Below are 22,607 nucleotides of genomic sequence, written 5' to 3' on the forward strand. Positions count from 1 at the left end.
TGCATGTCGCAGTGTTCAATGTTTCTATAGTTTATTATCAATAACTTGCGTTATTTTGTTTTAGGATTTCATCACTGCATGCTTCGCACTCATTTATCGCTGGCCACCATCCCCAATCGATATGCGTTTATCGATAAAATAGCACATTGCGGGGACCGTCACGACCAGCTTTCGCTGATGCTGATTGATGTGGTGCGCTTCTCAGACGTAACGACCAGCTTCGGCATAGAGGTAGGCGATCAATTTCTGTTGGAAATTGCCAACCGCTTGCAGGGGCTGTTTAATCACGATTATGAGTTTGGCCGCATTAGCGGTGATGTATTTGGTGTGGTATTGCCCGGTGTTCACTCCCCGGTGGTGCTGCAGCAACAATTTGAGTTCCTGATTGAGCACTTCAAATCGCCCATGTATTACGACGGTCATGCGTTCATTGCCGACTTTAATGTTGGGGTGGTGTCTAAGTCCCAGGGCGAGTTCGATCTTACCTTGTTTGTTTCACGGGCTGAAACCGCGCTTAAGCAGGCAAAGGAAAACAAATACGAAAACTTTTACCTGCTGAGCATGATGGATAAGGCCGAGACCGGTCGCAGTCTGGCACTAAAAGCAGATTTACAGCGGGCGTTGGCCAGAAATGAGCTAGAGTTGTATTTTCAGCCCAAGGTCAATTTACAAACGCTGGAGATTGTCGGGGCAGAATGTCTGTTGAGGTGGAACCACCCGACCGACGGTTTGTTGTTTCCCGGGCCGCTCATCGAAGCTGCCGAGTCGTACAATATGATGAACGAACTGGGTTACTGGACGTTGGAAACGGCGTTTAAAGGCCTGGTGGACTTTGATATGCAGGGGCTTGATATTACCTTATCAGTGAATATTTCCCCGACTCAGTTATACGACACCCGCCTGATTGCCAATCTCAAATCCCTTAGCCACAAATACGGCATTCACCTGTCACGCCTTGAACTGGAGCTTACCGAAGATATTGCGGTGTCTAATTCACTGATGGTGAAAAAACAACTGGCTGAGCTGCATGCTCTGGGCATTAAAATTGCCGTGGATGATTTTGGCAAAGGCTATTCTAATCTGGCATACATTCGAGAAATTACGCTTGATGCGCTTAAAATTGATAAAACCTTTGTGATGGAACTCAGCGACAACCCGGTTAACAAAGCGATTATTGAGGCAGCCCGGGTGATTGGCAATGCCAAACACTGCGAAGTGATTGCCGAAGGGGTGGAAACCATAGAGCAATTGCACGTGCTTCGAGAAATAGGGATTAAAACGGGGCAGGGCTACCTGTTTTCCAAGGCTATCCCGAGTCATGAATTTGTGCGTCTGGCACACAGTGATATTATCGTTGGCGATTCGCCCTCGCGGCGTAAAGTGGTAGCTGCCAGTCAGCGCTGAAACGCCAGCTTGACACTTCTTTTGTAACAACTTTTTGTGTTGCTGTAATCCTCGGTACTATCGCGCTAAACTATTCCCACGTTATTTTCAGGATTTAATACAGACTCGATATGGAACTTTCCGATCTGGCGAATGGCCAGTTTCTTCACCTTTCCCGTTTTCAGCCCGACACCTTTGCTCAGACCCGGCAGTGGGCATTGCCCTCCGGTGATAAAGTGGTAGTTACGGCACCTGGCATTATAGTTATCGAACCAGCTGATGCCGGCAATAAGCACATTGTGCTTTCCTGTGGTGTGCACGGCAATGAAACGGCGCCCATCGAAATTTGCTCAGATATTCTGGATGCAGTGTTAACTGGCGCTTTGCAGCTTAAACACAGTGTATTGCTGATTTTTGGCAATTTGCCAGCCATGAATATTGGTAGACGGTTTGTTGAAGAAAACATGAACCGGCTGTTTAGTGGCGCCTGGCAACAGGGCAATAACGCAGAGTGTCAGCGAGCAAAGCTACTAGAAGAAACGGTTATCGACTTTTTCAGTAAGGCTGGCGAGGGCGATGAAAAGCTTCACTATGATCTGCATACCGCAATTCGGGACTCCAAAAACGAAAAGTTTGTGGTTATGCCGTACCTTGATGACGAGCGTGAGCACAGCGCTAAACAGTTTGGCTTTCTGGCGGCCTGTGGGGTAAATACCTTCCTGTTATCCTCGGCACCCACCACGACTTTCAGTTATTTTTCTACGGCTACCTGTAAAGCCCGCGGATTTACCGTAGAGCTGGGTAAAGTAAGACCCTTTGGCGAAAATGACATGGCGCGTTTTGCCGCGGCCCGGGCGTCTTTGATTGCCTTACTCAGCGAGACCGATTATGCCCCTGAGGCTAACCTGGACAGCTTACTGATTTATCGGGTAAATCAGGTGATTAACCGCAATCATGCCGATTTTAAGCTGCATTTCGATGATGATACCCCCAATTTTACTGATTTTAAGCAAGGGGAGGTGTTAGCCTCTGAACCTGGCTGTGACTACGTGGCCGAGCATGAAGGTGAGGCGATAGTGTTTCCTAATGCAAAGGTTGCTATAGGTCAGCGGGCACTGTTAACAGTGGTGCCAACCACAGTGGAGAAACTTGATGTTTGAACTGGATCCGGTACTTGCCGCCGACACGCTGGTGGTGGGGGATTTACCCTTATGCCGCGTATTGTTAATGAACGACAGCCAGTATCCCTGGCTTATTCTGGTGCCGAGGCGCCCACAGCTGGTGGAGCTCGCCGATCTGGATGAACAGGATTACCTGCAGTTTTGTGCCGAGAGTCGTGCAGTGGCGATAGCAATGATGAAGCATTGCGCCGGCCACAAAATGAATATCGGCGCTTTAGGTAATGTGGTGGCTCAGCTACATATTCATCATATAGTGCGTTTTCATGACGACCCAAGCTGGCCAGCCCCTGTGTGGGGCAAATTACCCGCTGTAAAATATACCGATGAGGAGGCGGCCCGTCAGGTCGCACAATTACAACAAGTATTATTTAAGGAATCAGCATGATACTAACGACAACACCGAGCATTGAAGGTAAAGAAATCAAAAGCTATCACGGTATTGTGATTGGCGAAGCCATTATGGGCGCCAATATTTTTAAGGATCTGTTTGCTTCTATCCGCGACATTGTGGGCGGGCGCTCGGGCTCTTATGAAGATGAACTAACCAAAGCGCGGCAAATTGCTTTTCGCGAGCTCGAGCAGGAAGCTCTCGGCATGGGAGCTAATGCCGTCGTGGGCATCGATTTGGATTACGAAGTGCTGGGTGACAAAAACAGCATGCTGATGGTAAGCATCAGTGGTACTGCAGTAACGGTTGCGTAACCAGAGTTAGTCCTGGTCGGAGCGCTTTTGCTCCGACTCCTCACCACTTTCTGCTTCTGCCTGTTTTTTCCCGGGCACTTCCGGTGGCGTATAGGCTTTTGGCATTTTGAATTTGGCGCTGTATTTCAGCAACATAATATTGCTAATGATGATGCCGAGTACGCCAACAATAATGCCAATAACTACCCACATGCTCATCGCTGCAGCACTCCCTGATTTAATACAAAACGGTTGAATAATTCGTCCAGCATGGCCAGCACTGTGGATTTACCTTCCATGGGCGCGTTGCTTAAGCATTCATAAAGTGCCTGCTGATTGCGCCGGGCTTCAAACTCTGCCGCGCTGCTGCTGTGAGTAAGGTGCCATAACTCGGTGGCAACGCCGCCATTATCCTGCAAAAACGGCCGACTAAAGCCAAAGTCTGCCAGATGCTTATCCATCCACTGAGCCAGCGCATAGCATGGGCCACCCGGGCGGTATTCTGCATCAACCAGATCAAACTGGCCGTCACAGGCGTCTACGGTGGCTTTATCGTAAACATCCAGATCGGTGCCCCAGTGGTGACGACTGCCACCGGGAAGGGCCGACCAGATTAGTATAGCGTACACTTTTTCCTGGTCTGATAAGGAAGCGGCATCGAGTTGTTCGCCCTGATGGTTATACAGCGGCAATTCACCCCGCCATTTACGGTTCCAGATAGACAACTGGCGGTCAAAGTTACGATAGCTGCTAACGATTTGCATGTCCTGACCGGCCTCGCGGGCATGCTGTTGCATGGCGTTAAACGCTTCGGCCACTGCTGGCAGAAGCCGATGTTGTTCACCTACGTTAATCAGGCCGCTGTCATCGCGCCCCAGCCAGGCTTTTTCAAGGTTCATGTCAGCAGGTTTTCCAGCAGGCGATAATAAATACGCTCCAGATGATACAGGTCTTTAATTCGCACGTGCTCATCAATTTTATGGATGGTGGCATTCACCGGCCCTAATTCAACCACCTGAGCACCGGTAGGCGCGATGAACCGCCCATCTGAGGTGCCGCCAGCAGTAGATAAAACCGTATCAAAATCCATCTCACTGGCAATGGCTTTCTGCGTGGCGGTTAACAGATCGCCGTGGTCGGTTAAAAAAGGCTGACCGTTAAAGGTCCACTTTATTTCGTATTCGAGGCCATGCTTGTCGAGGATGTCTTCTACCTTAGCGATAAGCTGCTTATCGGTGACTTCGGTTGAGAAGCGGAAGTTAAAACACACATGTAGTTCGCCGGGGATCACATTACCGGCACCGGTGCCGCCGTGAATATTGGAGATCTGAAAGCTGGTAGGCGGGAAAAAGTCGTTCCCGTTATCCCAGTGGGCTTGTGCCAGCTCATCCAGAGCTGGGGCAGCCTGATGCACCGGGTTACGCGCCAGATGCGGGTAGGCCACGTGGCCCTGAATGCCCTTTACCACCAAATCGCCGGTTAGTGAGCCACGACGACCATTTTTCACCACATCGCCAACCACATCGGTACTGGAGGGTTCGCCTACTACGCACCAGGTGATTTTTTCGTTACGGGCTTCCAGTGTGTCGATAACCCGGGTTGTACCATTAATAAACGGGCCTTCCTCATCACTGGTGATCAGATAGGCGATACTGCCGTGGTGATCCGGGTAATCCGCCACAAACTGGCGGGTAGCAGCGAGCATTGCGGCCAAAGAGCCTTTCATATCGGCTGCGCCACGGCCATGCAGGTTACCGTCTTTCTCGGTAGCTACGAACGGCGGCGTTTGCCAGGCATCTTCCGGGCCACTGGGGACCACATCGGTATGACCGGCAAAGCAAAACACCGGGCCATCATTGCCACGGCGGGACCACAGGTTGGTGGTATCCTCAAACACCATGGTTTCATTTTCGAAGCCTGACTCAGCCAGCCAGGCTTTCATAAAGTCCTGACAACCGGCATCTTCAGGGGTGACTGAACGGCGATTAATCAGCTCTTTGGTTAACTCGAGTACGTCGGTCATTAGCTAAAGATCTCCTCGTACTGCGCCGGCTTGAAGCCTAGGTGCATGGCATTATCGGTAACCAGTAAAGGGCGCTTAATCATTGCCGGGTTTTCTATCAGCAGTTCCTGCGCGGTGGATGCCGAAAGATTAGTTTTTTGTTCGTCGGAAAGCTGGCGGTAAGTGGTGCCGCGTTTATTCAGCACGTTTTCCCAGCCCAGTTCGGTAAGCGCTTCAGACAGTACGTCCTGGGGCACACCTTGTTTGCGATAGTCGTGAAATGTGAAAGAGATATCGTGCTGAGTTAACCAGTTTTTAGCTTTTTTGATGGTATCGCAGTTGGGAATACCGTACATCACTACCGTCATGCTGTTGCCTCGTTGAATCGATAAATGCTGGCAAGTCTATCCTGACCACCTCAAGCTGTAAAATAGGCTGAGCGAAGAAGGCACTGCCAGTATGAAAATTTTGTGCAATGCCGGTAATTATGACACAGACAGCCGCCGGAGTTTAACTATTTGATACTGCAAAGATAACCTCATTGCCTGCCAGTAAAGGCTTGCAAGGCATTTGCCCATACCGGCATGGCACATGCTTCATTGACTGTACATCATTTTTTGTCGGCCGATTCAGCGCCGGCTTCAAAACAGACTATCGGAGGTCATCGATGAGTATTGTAAAAACGGCATCTGCGCACTATCTGCCACTGGGCAAACAGGGTAAGGGCAAAGTCAGTACCCAGAGCGGTGCACTGAAGAATCAGCCCTATGGTTTTAATACCCGTTTTGAAGATGAGCCGGGTACTAACCCGGAAGAGCTACTGGGCAGTGCCCACGCCAGCTGTTTTGCTATGGCCTTATCATTTGCATTAGCTGACGCAGGTTTCGAAGATGGCGAACTATCAGTAGAAGCCTACGTCACACTGGAAAAAGAGGGTGATGGCTTTAGCGTGGTAAAATCAGAACTGGTACTCGACGCCGTGGTTAATGGCATTGAGGAAGAACAGTTTAAGGAAATTGCCGGTGGGGCAAAAGAAAACTGTCCGATTTCCAAAGTACTGAATGCCGAAATTACCCTGACACACACGCTGAATAAGTAAATGGTGATGGATCAGGCGTAAAGGGCCAGAAAGTCTTCGTCATTGATTCTGATCTTCGGGTCGGAAGTTAAAACGATGGCACCGAGCCTGCCAGCATTTAATAAAGTCAGGACGCACACCGGATGTGCGTCCTGCTGTTTTATCCACAATGGATCGCTTTGTAGCAAAGGCGTTCTGGCCTCACAGCGCTGGCCTTTTTTAACCAGCCATTTAAGTCTCTCGCCATAGCAAATCTCACCAGGCTGGCCAATTTGTAATTGAAGCTTAAGGCCTTTGGAATGCACCAGCACTAATTGCGCTTTGGCAATATTAATACTCTGAACTACTGCGGTAATCGGCGCACTCACTTCACCAGTAGTCATGTGAATGGCAGCGCCAGTGCCCAACAGACCAGCCTGAAGCAGCGGATGAGGTAATTCATCCAGCCGCAACACCTCGCCGGTTGCAGGCGCATTAAGCCGCATCACCGCTTCGCCGGAAGCAGGTGGTGAGTAACTGAGCGGTTTGGCAATGGAGAAGGTCATATAAGGCCGGGTATCTAAATTTCACATCATTTATACCTTAACCAAAATCCGAACCCAAGTGTTATTTGGCGAGGCAAAGGTTATCCACTATATCTGTGGATAACTTTGTTGAGTAGTTATGTGGTAACTTGTAAGTTTATGAAAATAATGATTTTATCTGGCTGTATAATATATGTTCAGTATGTTGATGGGCATAAATCAGAGCAGGAATCCAGACTTTTTCACAACTTTTTATGATGATTAAAACCTGTACCTCAGGGCAATTTACCTGATCAGGCCATTAGGGTAGGATTAAGCAATAAAATCATAATTTAACCGTAAAGGTACATACCGTTTTGGGAATGCCGCTCTCCATTTATGCCGGGCCAGCTGCACTGGCACGTATTCGTGAACACGGGCTGACGCCTGCCTTATTCTCTTATGTGCTGGGCGCCTCGGGCGGGCCCAAGTGGTTTGTGCTGGCCGGGATCGACCGGATCCTGTTTCCGGCGTTTTTTGCGGAGTCTTCACAACCGGTTAATGTAATTGGTTCCTCTGCCGGCGCTTTTCGTTCGGCTTGTTTCGTTCAGCGCGATCCGGTTGGCGCCATTAACCGGCTGGCCGAAAACTATTCTCAAACCGTATATTCCCCTAAACCAGGCCCTGGAGAAATTACCCATAAAGCCCGCGAGCTGATCGATTATGTGATGGGGCGTAATGGTGTAATGGAGGTACTTACCAACAGACGATTCAAGCTGCACGTGATTGCCGCTCGCTGCCATGGGTTAATGCAGCATTACGGCCGGTATCGCCAGATGCTGGGCCTTGGGGTAAGTGCGGCGGCTAACACCATGAACCGCCGTTTACTTAAAAAGCTGTATACCCGGAGTGTCTTTTCTGCTCCGGACAGCGAGTTGCAGATTAACGATCCCTACCAGTTAAACACCGAATTTATCGAGCTGGGTTTTAATAACGTTAAAGATGCCTTGTTAGCCTCCGGCTCAATTCCGCTGGTGATTGACGGGGTAGAGCGGATGGTGGCAGCACCAGAGGGAATGTACCGCGACGGCGGGATCATCGATTATCACTTTGATTTATCATTCGGTCCTCAGGATGGCCTGGTGCTGTATCCGCATTTTTATCCGCGGGCCATTCCTGGTTGGTTCGACAAAGCTCTTAAACGACGAATTCCCCATGCCAGTAGCTTTGACAATGTGGTGATGCTGGTGCCATCGGATGAGTTTGTTGCCTCCTTACCTTACGGCAAAATCCCTGACCGAAAAGACTTCGAAAAATTCGACGCCAGCACTCGCATTAAGTACTGGCAAAAGGTAATCAGTGAATCTGATCGCTTAGGTGAATGTTTTGCGGATATCTATCGCAAGGGCAGTATAATGGATGTTATTCAGCCACTGCCATTCCTGTGCCGGGCAAGTTAGTTTGTGATTGGTTAAACTACAGGCAATTAAAGCAATTCTCGCAATTTCTGCTTGCACAGTGGCGGGGGCATCGCTATTATACGCGCCACTCGGTATTCACCGACGTTCAGATTTGCGTCTATAGCTCAGTTGGTTAGAGCGCTACCTTGACATGGTAGAGGTCCCCTGTTCGAATCAGGGTAGACGCACCATTTCATACTCACCCTCTTGTAATTGCTTGCAAAGCCTTAATGGGCTTGAGATAGAGAGAGTTCGAAACCCTTTTTTTAGCTCATATGTAATTTTGTCATCAAAGGCGAGTTTGAGCATGGTTCTTTGTTGGTTAATATCGCCAGAAGCCCACATTTTATAGGGTTTGCGAAGAAATTCGATGGACGCTTGAAAAGTTCGATCAAAACTCGGCGCTTCTTTTGAGCAGCCAAGTAATTTTTCCTGAATGAGTGCTTTTTTTCGCTCTAAGTCTTTAAGCGCATTTTCATATCGCTCAATTAATGTCACCGATTCAGTTTCCAAAACGCGGTCAACCAGCTTTGTGATTTTCTGCTCTAAAATGCGATATTCCGCTTTAAGAGCATCCTCGTTAGTTGAGTCTTGTTGCGTTTTTGCGTCCCAAATATCCCGCATCATGTCGGTGGCTATATAAGTTAATTCAAATGATGGAATAAGATCTGAGAGTAATTCTTCAAATTCGCTTTCCAGCTTTTCTCTACGCACAGATTTGCCTTTCATATCGCAACCGGGTCTTTGGCAGAGGTAATAGGCATATCTATTTTTATTCGCGGAGCGTGACCAACATGAGGTCATTGGATGACCACAGCTATGACAACAGACAAAACCCCTCAATGGGAAGTTTTGGTCTAAATCCTTGCGCTGAGGGGCTTTAGCAGTGCTATTGAGGCGCTTTTGGATCTTTTCATAGGTATCAAGTGAAATGAGTGGCTCATGTTTGCCTGATTGCATGTAAATATCCCATTTTGGCATGGATATATAGCCTGCATACAAAACACGGTTCAGCATTTCTTTAACTTGTTGAAGATGAATTGTTCCATCTTTCTTTCTGGGGAATGCGTCTTGAGCAAGTAAGTAATCTCTAAACTCGCTTTGTGTTTCCAATCGTCCACAGGCAAAGAGTTCAAGCGCTGTCTGCAAGATAGAAGCAATCGGCTCATTGCGAACGAGCATTTTGCCATGACCATTAATAGCTTTATATTTGTATCCGATAGGTGGATTTGAGATCCAGTATCCATTAAGAACTCTGGCACGCATGCGGTTTTTAACCTGCTCGGCGTTTTTCTGCCTTTGGTGCTGAGAAACGGACGCAAGTAAATTTTCCACCAAAATGCTGTCTGAATCCTCGCCAAATTCAATGCTCGGACTTTCAAGTTTAGCGCCAACATCACCAATAGCGGTTCTTAGCTGTAAATGGGCTTCTAAGCCTCGTGCTAATCTTGAAATATCATCAATTAGAACAATTACAGTTTCGTCTTGTTCACTCAGAAAATTGAGCATTTCTTGCATTTTCGGGCGATCTATTAATGAACCTGATACGCCCTCATCGTGAAATGAGCGAATAACTTCATATCCTTTATGCTTGGCAAATTCTCTGCAACGCGTATCTTGCGAATGAATACCGTGTCCCTCGCGTACTTGCCGTGTAGAGCTGACGCGGCAATAGGTTACGGCTTTACTTGGTGATTTTGCTTTTGTCATTGCACGTTCCTTGCTCTTTTGAGTGATCTTTATGATGGATGATATTCATCAATGTAAGGTTTGATTGTGACTCTGTAAATTGTCAGTATCAAGCTGTCCACTGTCTTTTGGCGGTTGAAAATCATCAAATGCAATATCTACTTGCTTGGTTAAGAAGTGCCACAAGTAATCCATGATTTCTTCTTCTCGAATACTTGGAAGCTGATATTGAGTTAAGTGATGGCGGTATCTTTCGTAATCTAAATGCATGTCACTCCTATAAACTTATTTCAGGGTTAGTGTTTTGGCTAATATTGAAGCTTTGCGTATGGGCTTGCGGACAAATCGCAGGCGAAAAATCTAAGCTTTGATTTTGCTGTGAAACCTGTTTACCTAAATCTAATATTTCAGCTTGTTGTCGGCGTTTTAGTGCATCTAGCTGCAACTGTAGTTTTTCTCTTTCTTTAAGCTGAAACGCCGCTAACTGTTGTTTTTCGTCTTTATCTCGTTCAAGGCTCAGCCGATATTCATCCTCATGTTGCTTTTTAAGTTTGTGAAGACGTCCAGTTACAAAATGCCAAAGTGCTTTAATGCCTTTTTGATAAAGAGACTGTCTAAAGTCACGCTCTTCAACTTGTCGTTTTTCTTGAAATATTTGCAGCCTTTGCCGCGCTATGCGTTGCTCTGCAACCAGTTCTGATTTTCTAGTATGAAGCGGTTTTCTTTCTGCGCTATGGATACGCGCTTGCTCTGCCCGCAAGCGTTTAAGTGTTTCAAATTGGGCTTGAGCCATTTTTTGTCTCGTTTCTTCAACGCTAGGGTATGTTTTTGGATCGCCTAATCTGTTTTGAAGCTCCTTTGTTTTCACTGATAAAGCTCTTGTTAATGAATGGACTTCGCCAAACCAATCTACGGCGACAAAACCGCGTTTATCGCCCCTAGCGAGAAAATACCCTTCGTGATTCAGTGAATGCTCAAAAGCAGCTTTGTTATCTGCTCGTTGCCAGCAGTGCTGTAATCTGGCTTTGATTTGTTTCGGGTTTAAATTATGGCGTTTGGCTTGCTGCCATTCAGCGAGGTTAAATGTACGTGGATCGCGGCTGTCTTTATGCTCATACCCTCTAGGGAGTTGCCAGCCATGCTCAATATATAGATCCCTACTCAAAGCGTTTAAACGTTGTTTATAAAAAGGAAGCTTAATAGCTTTCATGTGTTCAGCATCAATGCGGGAAAATACACAATGAGCATGCTTACGGCCTTCCTTTTCGTGAATAATAAGGGCATAGGGCTGTTTTTCTAAATGCATTGTTTTGGCAAGTCGCTGCGCGGTTTTAGCAAACTCGTCTTCGCTGACCTGTTGTCCAATTGGTGGATTTAGAGTTACCGAAAACAAATATGACTTTGCCTTGGTAGCTTTAGATAATGCTTCGATCTCACGAAAAGCATCTGTAACATCCTCAGCAACAAAGCCATGAAGCGTATGCACCGTAACATGATCATTTTCGATATCATTTAATAGGTGCTTGGCAAGCGCTGTTGCCCCTGCGCGTTGCGAGGCTTTGATAATCATCTCTTACGTCCCAAGTAAGACATTAGGGTCGAGCGCATGGCCTGAATATCTTTACTGGCTTGATTGAGCTTCGCTGTAATGTCAGGGGAAATGATCAGCGTCCCCGCGTTCATTTCAAACGCTATTTGATTAATATTTTGAGAAAGGCGCGAAGCACCTAACGAACAGAGGAGCTGTGCAAATTCCTTTTTGTCTTGTGATTGTTTTATTGCCACCTGTTCAATATCACTTAATTTATCGCTCAATGTACGAACTCTGACGAAAGTTGTAGGCTTCATGTTGAGTAATGCAGCCTTTGTCATGATGTGCGACCACTCGGCATTTGAATAACGAACAGTGCGTGGATAACGAATTGTCCTATTGTCATTTTGAATCATGTAGTTACTCCATAGCTTGAGAAAAAGACTGAGGCGACTAAGCGCCTCAGTAAGTTTGAGGTGATATAGGCTTAAATGTCAGGCGCGTTATCCACGTCCAAGGCTTGTTGCTGCATTTGCCCTTGGCTTTGCTCGTTTTGCTCGCGCATTTCCTCCAGCTTTTCGCGGCGTTTAAGTACGAAACGTCCATGGGCGGTATCGCCAGCGATATTGCCAGCCGCCGTATCCCACATTACGCCAACATTAATCATGCGAGTGCTTTTGCCTGAGCGTATCTCTTGCAAAATATCGTAATCCGGTTGACGGTTGTTAGTGTGTTGGTCTTGTTGATGTTGTTCACTCATTGAGATTTCCTTTCGTTTTGGGTTGAGTATCGTTAATGCACTGACGCGCTGCACAGATGCCCGTGTCTAGCAACTCTTGGCACTCTGATTGCCGCGCCGCTCGGCGGTGCATTCTTTGTGCGTGGATGAGTTGGCACACCTTCCATTGGCACCAATTCAAACACGCCACTGGGAAGCTCCATGATGATGTGGCCTTGTCGCCATGCACGGCCAACAGGGTTTCTCATGATTTCATCGCCATACTCAATCAACTCATGCACTTGAAAGTGTGGGGTTGATTTGGGTAAATGGATTAACCGCCCGTAAGCGGGGATATCGTCGAAATAAAAAGGATGCATGTATTCTCTCCTGCATGTTGTGGTTGTATTGTTAAGTTCATTCTTGGCGGCAAGCCTTAAACAAAACGTTAATAAAAATAATGGCAAAACAGCCGCTTAAATTACCTTGACAGCGAACAGCCCGAATGGGCTGTTGTGCACTGCAAAACTTAAGGTTCAACTAAAGATTGTGATTTATCGCATGCGTGGGTATGCGATAAATCGTTAAATTGTGCGCGGGCATAGCCTGCATGACGCACTTGAGCCAAGTCTTTGCGTAACTTTTCTTGCGATAGCTGCATTAATTGCTCTCCCTGATTTAGCGTACCGATGCGCTGTCGCTCAACTTGCGTGTGCACTGCAATCACCGTCATTGAGTCTGGCCTGTAGTGCATTTGAGTATCCAGAGTAGGACGCGCCGCACGCAGCGCATCCAATTGGGCTTTGGTTGTTAGGCTCATAGCAGCACGGCCTTGAATTCAGCACCTGCCAGCTCGATGTAGCGTTGCCACGCTTGCCGCAAGGTGTGTGCTTCTTTATCACTTCGCCCCGCGCCTAGTCCGATAAAGCGAACGGTACAGCCCTTAAGCGCGACATATTGATGAGGCTCTGGTAGCGCTTGCTTGCCTGAAAGTAGTGAGGCGGAGTCAACATATTCAGAGGCCTCAATGGCATCTGATAACACAATAACGATGCTACCCGCCTCGCAATTAGGGGCGTGGCGTCCAAACCACGCAATCAAATTGGTTGAACCTTGTGCCTCGACCTGCTTGGGTAGTGTCAGCAAATATTTTGCGAGCGCCTTTGACACCGATTGGCGGTTATGCCGCTTAATTACCAAGCGCAAGTTTTCAAGGTTTTGACTGGCATGGAGGCTACCCACTGTTTGAACAATCACTTCATCACCTTGTGAAAGTGTGCTCAGTGCATCAATCACCTGCAACGTCATGGCTTTGCTCATCGCTTCGTTAGTGAGATATGGATTAGACTTGCTCACATCGACAAGTACGGTGAGCGTTTTCGCTTCGACATGATTGCTAAAAGCAATACCGAGCGATAAAAGACCAGCACCGATAAGGGCTACAATAGATTTACGTGTGAATGTCATGGCTATTTCTCCGTTGTGGGTGTTAAGTGGCGCATCAAATCCTCGAATGTGATGGCCTGAATAGGTTTAATGGCGCGTTTCAGCTGCTCAACATTGAGCTGGCCTTGTGGTAATAGCGGTGAGGTTTCGTTCATGAGCATCGCGTTATTGGCTGCCATAAGTGCAGGCTTAAGCCCTTCGTGAATAGCTTCTAACGCGTCATGGCAAACGATTTCGCGCAGCGCGTGAATATCCGTTTGAGTGTGTGCTTGCGCGTCATAGTCGGCATTTTGATAGCGCTGCTGCGCTTCGCGGTAACAAGCTAGGTCAGCCACATCTTCGCGCCAGACCTGGCGGCGCGAGAAAAACCGCGTTATCGCCTGTGTGCTGGCATTAATTGCACGATGCGCGACAAAAACATTCAATATCGCTAATGTGCCCACACCAAGGCTGAAGATTACGCCCGCAAACGGACTGGCATAATCGGTGCGAAGCGTCTCTAACCAAGCGTTATCTTCCTCCAAGGCGTTAATATCAAACTGCACTTGGCTGAAAAGCTCGCCGCCATCACCAAGCAAGATGGTGGCTAATAGCAGCATAATGCCGATGAGATAAACCGGAATGCACCAGCCCGCAAGACGCTCAATAACGCGCATTAGTGGATGTTTATCTTGGCGGTGCGCCAGATAATGAATGGCGCACACCATAATCAACGAGCTGGTTGCCATGAGGCTCGGCGTCCAGTACTGATTGTCCGTACCCGCTAAATATGCAAATACGCGGTAAAGAATTTCATATTCAAAGATAACCACAAACACTGCGACAACTGTGTTTATCGCGATGGTGGTACTCTCTTTTGCCATGCCTAACGCATAGTCGGTGCTGTGCTGACATAGCCCTTCAAGTAATTGCTGTGATTGCGATGAAAACACCGCAGGGTGATTAGCTTTCATTATTGTTTTCCTCGTGGTTAAGGGAGTGTTCAATCTCAAACTCAATGGCATCCTGATAACGGCTCACGCGTCGTTGCTGTAATAAGCCGTGTCGAGCGCAAATCCGGGTAAAAGCGGCTTCTGCTTCAATTTGCGCCATTTCCATTTGCCGCTGATATTGGGCTAACGCTTTGTTTTCAGCTTCCTCCTGCGTCCTCAGCATGGCGTTTACCAGACTGAAAGGCGGCATAATTAAATCCCTGACATAGCCAATAAATCGGGCTTTATAGTCCTCATAGTGGTTCATGACGTTTCTCCTTAGACGGTGAATTATCTTGATTGAGCAGCGCGCGCATTATTTGGCGAAGTAGCTTCTCTTTGTGGTTAGGGTCTGGTGAATAGCGCCACACTGGCAGGCTTTTGAAATACGGGTCGATTTTCAGACGTAGCGCACGGCCTGCGCGTGTCACTATCATGTTGCCGCGTTTTGGGTTTAAGAAACGCCCTAGCTGCTCTGCTTTCATCACGTCGACTTCGCGGTAGCTTTTGCGGCCTGTATGCTTATCGGTGTCCACAATCGTTTTTTTGCCGAGCAAACGGGACAACATAGCCAAGTTATCTGGGTGGGCTGTGCCCATCCAAATCACAAATTCAGCGTTGCCAATAAAGGAAAGGTAAGTTTTCGGATAAGCCGCTTTGAGACCTTCCAAATCTTGCGTGATTGCCAGCACAAACAAACCTTGCGAACGCGCAACATTGAGCGAGATTTCCAGTGTTTGGTTATAGCCCTGTGCTTGCACCTCATCGACCACAAACAGGCAATTACCATTTTTCTTTTTGACGCTTTCAAAGGTGTAACAGACCAAGTTTTGGACAACACGAGCTACCCCTTGCAGCTCTTCGCGCAGTGAATAAAGCGGTACATCCAGTACAAACACCACATCATTTTGGGTCTTAAGCTCGCTGAGCGGGCGCGTCGTGCTGGAAAAGAAATACCGTACTGACGGGATATCCAAGATTTTGGTTTGATTTAACAAGGTCGAGTCTAAATTCGCACGAGTGTCTTTTGAGGCGTTGATGAAAGCTGCCGCGCCGCCGCTAATTGCGCCCTTAAAAGCAGAGCTTTCTCTCAGCATTTTATGAAGGAGTTGATGGCTTTCTTCTGGGGTACTTTCAAGTGTGCCGTCTTCGTTAAACACGCGCATACCATGTACTATCAGGTCACGCACCGTCCCTAAATGTTGCTCTTCTTCTGGATATTGAGACAGCACAAACAGCACAATACTGACAAACATTCCGCGGCTGGTATCTGTGAAATAAGGTTGTTTTTCGCCCGATACTGTGATGATAAAACTGTTGCCGAGACGATTAGCCCATTTCACAGCCGCTTGCTCACCTTCACGCGCTATGGCTGCTTTCACATCATCAAAGGGGTTTAACTGCGCTGAATCTTCCTCATAAGGGGCAAGGTGTACATACTGACGTTTTTTATCGTGCGCAGCGATTGCTTGGTAGATAGCTGAGGTCGGGTCGAGGACAAAGGCGCTACCTTCCCATTCACTGAGCATGGTTGAGACGGTTGAAGTTTTACCTGAGCCTGTGCCTGCTACAATCAAGGCATGCTTTTCCATCGGCAGACCAACGGATTGGACAATGCCAAAGCCGTAGCACCATGCAAGCCCTAAGAATAAAGTTCGTGCGCTATGTCGATGGGTGAGTGTGGCGGCGACAGAGGCAAAGCCGCCCGTCGATAACTTACTGAACTTGAATTGCTCAAGCCAAGCAGAGAGCCGCATATTAACCCGCATTACCGTGCGCCATGGCAAGGTCGGGATGGAAGCATAGAGCTTAGGCGATGAGCAGCCGAGTTTACGCAATATCCATATCATCAATGTTTTGATGATAAAGATTAAAAACCACAGCGGTATAGCAGCGGCTGCGCACAACATCAATAATGTGGAGTGGTCTAGTTGCTGCAACCACTGCCAATATTCCAGCAGTGCGCCGAAGTTGAACGCAATATGCTCCATCTTAGCGCCGCTCGTTTGACTGAAAGCCAAAGGCTTTTTTAAACAAAGCAATAATTGCGCGGGCGACATGAATGTAGAGCCACAGAGCAACCACGCCCACCGCAATAGCGTGTATTTCTGGGCTGATATACGGAATGCCGAATAACATCAGCACAAAGTCGAGAACTTGGTTAGGGAGCCAGAGGAGCGTTGATTTAGAGGGGATCATTTGCGATCCCCTCTGTTAGACAGTAACTTTCTTAACTTAACGTTCTGCTGTTTGAGGTGTTCCACCTCTTCACGTAACTGCACATAGTCTTGATATGCGTCATATACGATGTAAGCAAATTGGAGTGTAAACGGTATGCTTATAAAAAATGCTGTCCACTCTTTAAAGTAAACTGCAAACCCCAAACCCACCAATGACAAAACTAGCATTGCGGTTGAAAAGATTAATCTCATGTGCCAATCCCCACTTTGTGAATTAAGTGATGCACTTGAGCAAGTTCAGCTCATCGCATCAGTAGGGTACACTTTAGTTGGTGTAACTCATTGTTATCAAAGTGTTTCTTAAGAGGTTCTTAAGAACACATTTAATGCCCTTAAGATATTCTCAAGAATTTAGTTGACATATTCTTTTTGCATCTATATGGCTATATCGCGAAGTCAAAAGGAGGTGGCGAATGAGCAGTAGTATATGGGGAGCAGGTAGTTTAGAGCATGGATCAAATTATGAGAAAAAAGCAGAGAAGGCTGCCTTAAGAGAAGCCGAAGTAACCTTGAAGTTGCGTGAACTGACATGGCAAATCTTTCAGGAGTGCTGTTTTCACGTTGATGCCGATGAACAAGAAATCATCAAAAGACTTGATAAAGCATTTCTACAAGCTAGTATGGATATAATGTCTGACGCTTATGGCACAGACCAACCTGGTTTTGTTCAAGGATATGAGTACATACGGGACGTAGCGTGGCACAAAGTTACTGAAAGAGAACCATAAATCAGAAACAGTGAGCATGTTTAGCTTTCTTCATTATTCTTTTCTTTTATTTCAAGGGCAAAGTTAAGGCTTTCACCAAAAAATGTTGCATCATCAATATTTTCATTTGCCAGAATTTGTATTACGAAATCATCAATTATGTTCTGTAAATCCTTTTGAAGATAACAAGCTAACCATAAAAGGATACTTTCGACACTGCCCGCACCCAATCCTTGATATTTGAACTTTTTAGGTTCCATAGTATTCCAAATAACATTGGCTTGGGGTTTTTCTGAAAGTGCTTTCGTAACAAAACCAGCTTTAAAATTCTCATCAAGATTAGTTTTCTTCTCAAGAAATTTATAGAGTTCGGTACATGCAACGATAGAGTTGCTCTTTTTGCTCTTAAGTGGAAAGTTACCGCATATTTCCTTCAATAGTTCGCGATAATCTCTATCATCAGAATGCAAATCGAACCTTTCCCAATTTTCATAGAATGATGATGGCGAAGTTGGTTTTTCCTCTTTGATAGTTGGATCTGCGCCCGTGTCCTCAAAGCTCTCAAATTCCACATCATTTCCATTAACGATAAGCTCACTCTTCCTAAACCTCATCAACATAATCCAAAATATCATTGCAATTAGAGCGACTGAAAAGCTGGACAAAAACATGCTGGTTATAACTGTTAAAGATGAACTGAATTTACAGGACGGATTGTCAATTCGATATTTCCATTCATGAAAAGTGGGGTTCTGGTATTCTTCGAGATTCGCTAAATATGTTTCCAAGGTATTACATTTATTGACTGGTAAAGGCAACGTACCCTCACCCTTGAATTTGTGAAGATAATATCTATCAAAGTTGATAGAGCCATAAACTGACACCCCCGTAAGAATTAATAAAAACAGGATTCTTAAAGAGCTGAGAGATGCGTATGTCTTACCTAAATTCAGTCCAATAAGTGTAGCCAGAACTGCACAACAGACAAGTACGACTAACCAATCTTGAGGAAAATATAGTACAAACATTTTACGAGCTGCAGTTCAGCGTTATACGATGTTTTTCTTCAAAGAACACCAATTCCCTTGAATAGTAATTCCCACAATCAAATAAGATAACATATTCACCGGGTTTAATTCTCTGTGTGTTTTCGTTTGTGTAATTTCGAGTAGGTAGGTTGCTGAGAAGACTGAGGTTAGTAGCTTTTTTGATATCGCTATAATCAGAACCCAACTGCTCATTCTGCTCTAAAGTTAGGATATAAAATTCAATCCGTTTGTTTTGAGAGTGAAATATCACTTCAACGTTTTTGTCGTATCTCTTTCCAAATTTTGGGGCACACCCAATCAATACGGTACAAACTATAAAAACTAACGCATTCGAAATTTTTAAACCCATATAAACCACTCAGCACTATGTTTGAATGTAGAATGAAAAAGCGACCTTCTCAAGAAAGCGGTCACCCGTCATAATTCTGGGTGTTGAACGCTCAGTGGGATCTAAGAAACTCACTTTTTCTAAGTGAGTATTGCTGTCGGTTGTATAATTATATCCACCTTTGTCATTTTCTTTGTATATTGACGTATAAAACGTCACATCTCTCAATACGACAGTGTGCCCCCTACCTTTTCTATTCATGGCAACGAATACTGGATAATCTTTGTCCATTGCGACAAGCATATCAGATAAGGATTTTATTATAACAAGCTGCTTCTCATAGATTAGTTTACCAGTTTTTGGGTTGGTAGAGCTCATCGTAAAACCATCAGGTGAGTAAGAGAAATCTCCGCCTTGCCTAACGAGAAAAAACTCATCAGCTTCCCTATGAAATGACGATTCTATCTTGCAGTTGGCGGATTGGACTTTAGGCAACAAACTCAAAATGTTTACTACATCACAATAGTCAATATCTATACCTCTTCTGGGAATTTTACCTAACCAAAGTCCAGCCCCACTAGCATGAGCTTCGGAAGCAGCAAATAGGATTTGGTTGGCAGTTGCGGCTCGATTACCTGAATCTGGGCATGATGATCCCAATGCATCTCTAAATTGCTCTTGTGTAAATTCTAATCCTGCGTAACGGAATGCAGTCTCTAGCGAAGCTGACCAGCATGTATCTTCAGAGGCTTGAAAAGCATAATATTGTTCGATGCCGTCTGTTTTTTCATAGAACTTCTTGGATATTGCAGATTTAGACTTACGACCATTTTTTATTGGGTATTCAAGTTTATATGTGCCGCTGCACATTTTTTCCTCGAAGACCTGAAAGTTAGAATAAAAGCTTCCCACATCGTCAAATGGGTTAACACTGCAAGCACTTAAACTTAATAAAACAATCAGGTAGATGAAATGTTTATGATTCATTGGAGAAGTCCGTTTATGAATTATTATTTTGAAAGTAGCTTGGTCAAAGCCAAGATTATGCAAATAGTTTGCGGTGTTCAAGTATTTTCCGCTGCCTTCCATTCTGGAGAGCATGAGCTTCAAAGATGATTGCGAGTGCTCGGTAAAAGTAGAAACGTCCCTGCGCTCCGCAAGATGTCCCCTGCGTAATACGTGAGGGGTAATCTTGGCAAGGGAGAGCACTAAAGCCGTTCTCCCGTTGCATCCCTCTGGGCTGTGGTGCAAAGCAAAATCTCATTAATTTCTGCACCATAAACCTTTGGACGTTTAATCCCCAGTTAAAGGCTTTCATGCCCTTAACAATCCTGACCAGAAGGGAGAAGTTAGCTCTCCCTTGCTGGACTTCCCATCAACCTACCGTTCGCCGATAGGGTGCCGTAAGCATGTCGTTGCTTAACCTCGACCATATTGCATATGGACGCTTTCTATAATTCGCTGCAACACATTGCACGGGAGATGTTCTCAAGTGACGCCAGAATATTGCTTCGTTGAATACAGGCCGCATTTGATTGCACAAGTGCATTGAATGTTGCGGCGTACAGTGCACGCAATTCCGGTGTGTTTTTGTTCGCGAGTTGATATGAAGTAATAATGTGCATAATGCTACTCCTGATTTTTTAGCGCTTTGAATGCCAAAGCCTTTCTTTCCCAAAGTCCAAGAAAGGTTTCTGGCAGAGGAGCAGTAAAAATCATGGCTTGATTATAGTTATGTACAATCAGCCCCACATCACGCTATTGTTTACTTTCTAATCACTAAAACAATACCACCTCAAACGTAGTGAGCTTGTATTTGAGGACAAGATCAAACTTCACACATTTGAGGATTAAGCAATGTCGAAATTGATTTCATTTGCGTCATGGAATGTCGAACATTTTAAAGGAAAGCCAGAGCGTATTGAGCGGGTTGTCGATTTACTATCCGAGGTAAATCCTGACCTTTTTGCAATTTACGAAGTTGAAGGCAAGCATGTGTTTGAGCAACTTATGGATAAGTTGCAAAGTCACTCGTTTTTTATCACTGAAAAAACCGACAAGGCCAATATGGAGATATTGATTGGCTTTCGTAAATCATTGAATGTCTTCGTCACCCAGCGGGATGAATTCAAATCAAAAGTCCCAACTTTACGCCCCGGCACACTTGCAACAGTAAGAATAGATGGTGAAGATTACGCTTTTCTTTTTTTACATCTCAAATCTTTCACTGATCCGCGCTCTTGGGGCTTGCGAGATGATATGTTCAAACATGCCGCAAGTCTCAAACGCAAGATTAACAAACGCTCTGATGATGGTAAAACCGGGAAACTTGTTGTACTTGGCGACCTAAACACCATGGGGTTATCTGCCGCATATAATAATATTTGTGATTTAACGCCTGAGCAGGAAATTGAGTTCTTAGAAAAACGTTTTAACCGCGTAGCACTAAATCGCTTGCATAAAACACACGAGATCAGTTGGTGGAATGGCTCAGAAACTTATGCGCCGGGCAGTACCCTAGATCATGTTTTTGCCGATCCAAGCTTAAATTTTAGAGATTTTGGTGGCGGTAAATATATTAAAGTCATTGGCTGGCCTGAGTTAACCAGTACCGCAGAACAGCTATCTTGGATTGATAAATATTCGGATCATGGCCTTCTGTTTGGCGAAATCCATGCTTAATGCATATTCACATTTATTTTCTTAGCAGGGGAAGGCCTTCCCCTCACTGCAACCGCTTTTTAGCGTTTTTCGTCACCCCTTCTAACGGGACGTGTCCCGTAACGCCCTGTAGAGCAGTCTTGTTTGCTCAAAATCAAGAAAAATGACGGTTTCCATCTCCGCACTGCGTTTGGGCTAGACCCTCCGCAATTTTTCTGGATTTTTTCACCCCCGCCTTAGTCGCCCTAGTCGGCAGAAGTTCAATCGCGGCGCAAAGCGCTTCGTTGAACCTCAGCCAATATTTTTAGGAGCGAACAGCATGACACCACATGATGCAGCAAAGATTTTAGGATTAAGCGGACAAATTTCCTTAACGCTGGTTAAAAAGGCATTTCGTAGAGCCGCTATGACATACCACCCAGACCGGAATCCGGCTGGCGCAGAAATGATGAAAGTCATCAATCAAGCCTTTGAAGTGTTAAAGGGCTTTGACGGAGTGATTGAGGAACAAAAAGTCGGTGAGCAAGATTACCCTGAAGCTTTAAACGATGCGCTAAACGCGATTATTCATTGTGAAGGATTAGAGATTGAGATTTGCGGCGCATGGGTGTGGGTTGGTGGTAACAGCTTCAAGCACAAAGCGGTTTTCAAAAAAGCGGGTTTTAAATTTGCCTCCAAGAAAAAGCGTTGGTATTTCCGCCCTGAGGATTGGCAAAGCAAAGGGCGCGGCACCTTTAGCATGGATGAAATAAGAGAAACTTACGGCAGCGCCAAACCGTAAGCGATCAATATAGACCCGGATCACCCCATTTTATCTAAGTCGCTCGTTAATTTTTTGTCCGCGAATCTCTCTTTCCAGACTCTTGGCGTCAGGTCGAGTACGTCTTTGGCCGGATGCAGTGCTACACGCTGCAATACATCCACGAGGTAATGGTAGGGATTGACGCCTTGCAGGCGGCAAGTCACCATCAGGCTTTGT

29 protein-coding genes and 1 tRNA gene are annotated in these 22,607 nt (G+C 45.9%); 10 read left to right on the plus strand and 20 right to left on the minus strand.

Annotation, left to right across the window (positions count from 1 at the left end; genetic code table 11):
* The first annotated feature begins 78 nt into the window (after positions 1-78).
* From C6Y40_RS11195 to C6Y40_RS11210, 4 genes are all read left to right on the plus strand, one after another.
* Complete coding sequence (locus C6Y40_RS11195; protein WP_105934661.1) at positions 79-1,404, plus strand: putative bifunctional diguanylate cyclase/phosphodiesterase; 1,326 nt, start codon at positions 79-81, stop codon at positions 1,402-1,404.
* Between the two features lie 110 nt (positions 1,405-1,514).
* On the plus strand, positions 1,515-2,543 hold the full coding sequence (gene astE / locus C6Y40_RS11200) for a succinylglutamate desuccinylase (protein WP_105934662.1): 1,029 nt from the start codon (positions 1,515-1,517) through the stop codon (positions 2,541-2,543).
* Positions 2,536-2,949 carry an HIT domain-containing protein gene (locus C6Y40_RS11205; protein ID WP_105934663.1) on the plus strand — a complete coding sequence of 138 codons (414 nt, stop codon included), beginning with the start codon at positions 2,536-2,538 and terminating at the stop codon, positions 2,947-2,949. Before astE ends, C6Y40_RS11205 begins: the two co-directional genes overlap by 8 nt.
* On the plus strand, positions 2,946-3,266 hold the full coding sequence (locus C6Y40_RS11210; RefSeq protein WP_105934664.1) for a heavy metal-binding domain-containing protein: 321 nt from the start codon (positions 2,946-2,948) through the stop codon (positions 3,264-3,266). Before C6Y40_RS11205 ends, C6Y40_RS11210 begins: the two co-directional genes overlap by 4 nt.
* 6 nt (positions 3,267-3,272) lie before the next feature.
* Here C6Y40_RS11210 and C6Y40_RS11215 read toward each other — a convergent pair whose 3' ends face one another.
* From C6Y40_RS11215 to C6Y40_RS11230, 4 genes are read right to left on the minus strand one after another with little or no spacing between them, the layout of a single operon-like run.
* Entirely contained in the window at positions 3,273-3,464 is a 192-nt protein-coding gene (locus C6Y40_RS11215; RefSeq protein WP_105934665.1) for a DUF2897 family protein, read from the minus strand.
* Positions 3,461-4,144, minus strand: coding sequence for a M15 family metallopeptidase (locus tag C6Y40_RS11220; RefSeq protein ID WP_105934666.1), 684 nt, complete (start codon positions 4,142-4,144; stop codon positions 3,461-3,463). Before C6Y40_RS11220 ends, C6Y40_RS11215 begins: the two co-directional genes overlap by 4 nt.
* Entirely contained in the window at positions 4,141-5,268 is a 1,128-nt protein-coding gene (dapE, locus tag C6Y40_RS11225; protein WP_105934667.1) for a succinyl-diaminopimelate desuccinylase, read from the minus strand. Before dapE ends, C6Y40_RS11220 begins: the two co-directional genes overlap by 4 nt.
* On the minus strand, positions 5,268-5,615 hold the full coding sequence (locus C6Y40_RS11230) for an ArsC family reductase (RefSeq protein ID WP_105934668.1): 348 nt from the start codon (positions 5,613-5,615) through the stop codon (positions 5,268-5,270). Before C6Y40_RS11230 ends, dapE begins: the two co-directional genes overlap by 1 nt.
* A 299-nt stretch (positions 5,616-5,914) precedes the next feature.
* Between C6Y40_RS11230 and C6Y40_RS11235 the strand changes: the two genes are divergently transcribed.
* A complete protein-coding gene (locus tag C6Y40_RS11235; protein ID WP_105934669.1) occupies positions 5,915-6,346 on the plus strand; it encodes an OsmC family protein in 432 nt (143 codons plus the stop codon).
* An 11-nt stretch (positions 6,347-6,357) separates the two neighbouring features.
* Here C6Y40_RS11235 and C6Y40_RS11240 read toward each other — a convergent pair whose 3' ends face one another.
* A complete protein-coding gene (locus C6Y40_RS11240) occupies positions 6,358-6,870 on the minus strand; it encodes a PTS glucose transporter subunit IIA (RefSeq protein WP_105934670.1) in 513 nt (170 codons plus the stop codon).
* 341 nt (positions 6,871-7,211) lie between these two features.
* On the opposite strand from C6Y40_RS11240, the gene C6Y40_RS11245 reads away from it, so the two are divergent.
* Together C6Y40_RS11245 and C6Y40_RS11250 are read left to right on the plus strand one after the other, a co-directional pair.
* A complete protein-coding gene (locus tag C6Y40_RS11245; RefSeq protein WP_105934671.1) occupies positions 7,212-8,288 on the plus strand; it encodes a hypothetical protein in 1,077 nt (358 codons plus the stop codon).
* Positions 8,289-8,402: 114 nt separating this feature from the next.
* Positions 8,403-8,479: transfer RNA gene (locus C6Y40_RS11250), tRNA-Val, on the plus strand.
* Here C6Y40_RS11250 and C6Y40_RS11255 read toward each other — a convergent pair.
* The 12 genes from C6Y40_RS11255 to C6Y40_RS24745 form a co-directional block, all read right to left on the minus strand.
* A complete protein-coding gene (locus C6Y40_RS11255) occupies positions 8,463-9,998 on the minus strand; it encodes a recombinase family protein (protein ID WP_105934672.1) in 1,536 nt (511 codons plus the stop codon). The two genes, C6Y40_RS11250 and C6Y40_RS11255, sit on opposite strands and share 17 nt — an antisense overlap.
* Positions 9,999-10,046: 48 nt before the next feature.
* Entirely contained in the window at positions 10,047-10,247 is a 201-nt protein-coding gene (locus C6Y40_RS11260) for a hypothetical protein (RefSeq protein WP_105934673.1), read from the minus strand.
* Between the two features lie 7 nt (positions 10,248-10,254).
* Entirely contained in the window at positions 10,255-11,547 is a 1,293-nt protein-coding gene (locus C6Y40_RS11265; RefSeq protein WP_105934674.1) for a relaxase/mobilization nuclease domain-containing protein, read from the minus strand.
* Positions 11,544-11,924, minus strand: coding sequence for a hypothetical protein (locus tag C6Y40_RS11270; RefSeq protein WP_105934675.1), 381 nt, complete (start codon positions 11,922-11,924; stop codon positions 11,544-11,546). The genes C6Y40_RS11265 and C6Y40_RS11270 overlap by 4 nt, the downstream gene beginning before the upstream one ends.
* A 71-nt stretch (positions 11,925-11,995) precedes the next feature.
* The gene (locus tag C6Y40_RS11275; RefSeq protein ID WP_105934676.1) at positions 11,996-12,268 is read right to left on the minus strand and encodes a hypothetical protein; all 273 of its coding nucleotides are present in this window, start codon (positions 12,266-12,268) and stop codon (positions 11,996-11,998) included.
* A 32-nt stretch (positions 12,269-12,300) separates the two neighbouring features.
* The gene (locus tag C6Y40_RS11280; protein WP_105934677.1) at positions 12,301-12,606 is read right to left on the minus strand and encodes a hypothetical protein; all 306 of its coding nucleotides are present in this window, start codon (positions 12,604-12,606) and stop codon (positions 12,301-12,303) included.
* A 149-nt stretch (positions 12,607-12,755) separates the two neighbouring features.
* Positions 12,756-13,046 carry a hypothetical protein gene (locus C6Y40_RS11285; RefSeq protein WP_105934678.1) on the minus strand — a complete coding sequence of 97 codons (291 nt, stop codon included), beginning with the start codon at positions 13,044-13,046 and terminating at the stop codon, positions 12,756-12,758.
* Entirely contained in the window at positions 13,043-13,693 is a 651-nt protein-coding gene (locus C6Y40_RS11290) for a hypothetical protein (protein ID WP_105934679.1), read from the minus strand. Before C6Y40_RS11290 ends, C6Y40_RS11285 begins: the two co-directional genes overlap by 4 nt.
* Before the next feature lie 2 nt (positions 13,694-13,695).
* Positions 13,696-14,625 carry a hypothetical protein gene (locus C6Y40_RS11295; RefSeq protein ID WP_105934680.1) on the minus strand — a complete coding sequence of 310 codons (930 nt, stop codon included), beginning with the start codon at positions 14,623-14,625 and terminating at the stop codon, positions 13,696-13,698.
* Complete coding sequence (locus C6Y40_RS11300) at positions 14,615-14,911, minus strand: hypothetical protein (RefSeq protein ID WP_105934681.1); 297 nt, start codon at positions 14,909-14,911, stop codon at positions 14,615-14,617. Before C6Y40_RS11300 ends, C6Y40_RS11295 begins: the two co-directional genes overlap by 11 nt.
* Positions 14,898-16,634 carry a type IV secretory system conjugative DNA transfer family protein gene (locus tag C6Y40_RS11305; protein WP_170308463.1) on the minus strand — a complete coding sequence of 579 codons (1,737 nt, stop codon included), beginning with the start codon at positions 16,632-16,634 and terminating at the stop codon, positions 14,898-14,900. The genes C6Y40_RS11300 and C6Y40_RS11305 overlap by 14 nt, the downstream gene beginning before the upstream one ends.
* Position 16,635: 1 nt before the next feature.
* The gene (locus C6Y40_RS24745; protein ID WP_170308464.1) at positions 16,636-16,842 is read right to left on the minus strand and encodes a hypothetical protein; all 207 of its coding nucleotides are present in this window, start codon (positions 16,840-16,842) and stop codon (positions 16,636-16,638) included.
* A 454-nt stretch (positions 16,843-17,296) separates the two neighbouring features.
* Here C6Y40_RS24745 and C6Y40_RS11315 point away from each other — a divergent pair, with 454 nt between their 5' ends.
* A complete protein-coding gene (locus C6Y40_RS11315; protein ID WP_105934684.1) occupies positions 17,297-17,611 on the plus strand; it encodes a hypothetical protein in 315 nt (104 codons plus the stop codon).
* A gap of 20 nt (positions 17,612-17,631) precedes the next feature.
* Here C6Y40_RS11315 and C6Y40_RS24980 read toward each other — a convergent pair whose 3' ends face one another.
* A complete protein-coding gene (locus C6Y40_RS24980; RefSeq protein WP_105934685.1) occupies positions 17,632-18,618 on the minus strand; it encodes a hypothetical protein in 987 nt (328 codons plus the stop codon).
* 385 nt (positions 18,619-19,003) lie between these two features.
* Positions 19,004-20,176, minus strand: coding sequence for a hypothetical protein (locus C6Y40_RS11330; RefSeq protein WP_146129551.1), 1,173 nt, complete (start codon positions 20,174-20,176; stop codon positions 19,004-19,006).
* A gap of 648 nt (positions 20,177-20,824) precedes the next feature.
* Between C6Y40_RS11330 and C6Y40_RS11340 the strand changes: the two genes are divergently transcribed.
* Both C6Y40_RS11340 and C6Y40_RS25545 read left to right on the plus strand, forming a co-directional pair.
* Positions 20,825-21,649, plus strand: a complete 825-nt coding sequence (locus C6Y40_RS11340; RefSeq protein WP_105934689.1) for an endonuclease/exonuclease/phosphatase family protein — start codon at positions 20,825-20,827, stop codon at positions 21,647-21,649.
* Between the two features lie 298 nt (positions 21,650-21,947).
* On the plus strand, positions 21,948-22,409 hold the full coding sequence (locus C6Y40_RS25545) for a J domain-containing protein (protein ID WP_105934690.1): 462 nt from the start codon (positions 21,948-21,950) through the stop codon (positions 22,407-22,409).
* A 20-nt stretch (positions 22,410-22,429) separates the two neighbouring features.
* Here the strand turns inward: C6Y40_RS25545 and C6Y40_RS11350 are convergent.
* The coding region (locus C6Y40_RS11350; RefSeq protein WP_146129465.1) for a transposase domain-containing protein at positions 22,430-22,607 on the minus strand (178 nt) is incomplete at its 5' end.

The sequence above is a fragment of the Marisediminitalea alba genome, from assembly GCF_002993365.1.
GTDB classification, from domain to species: Bacteria; Pseudomonadota; Gammaproteobacteria; order Enterobacterales; family Alteromonadaceae; genus Alteromonas; species Alteromonas alba.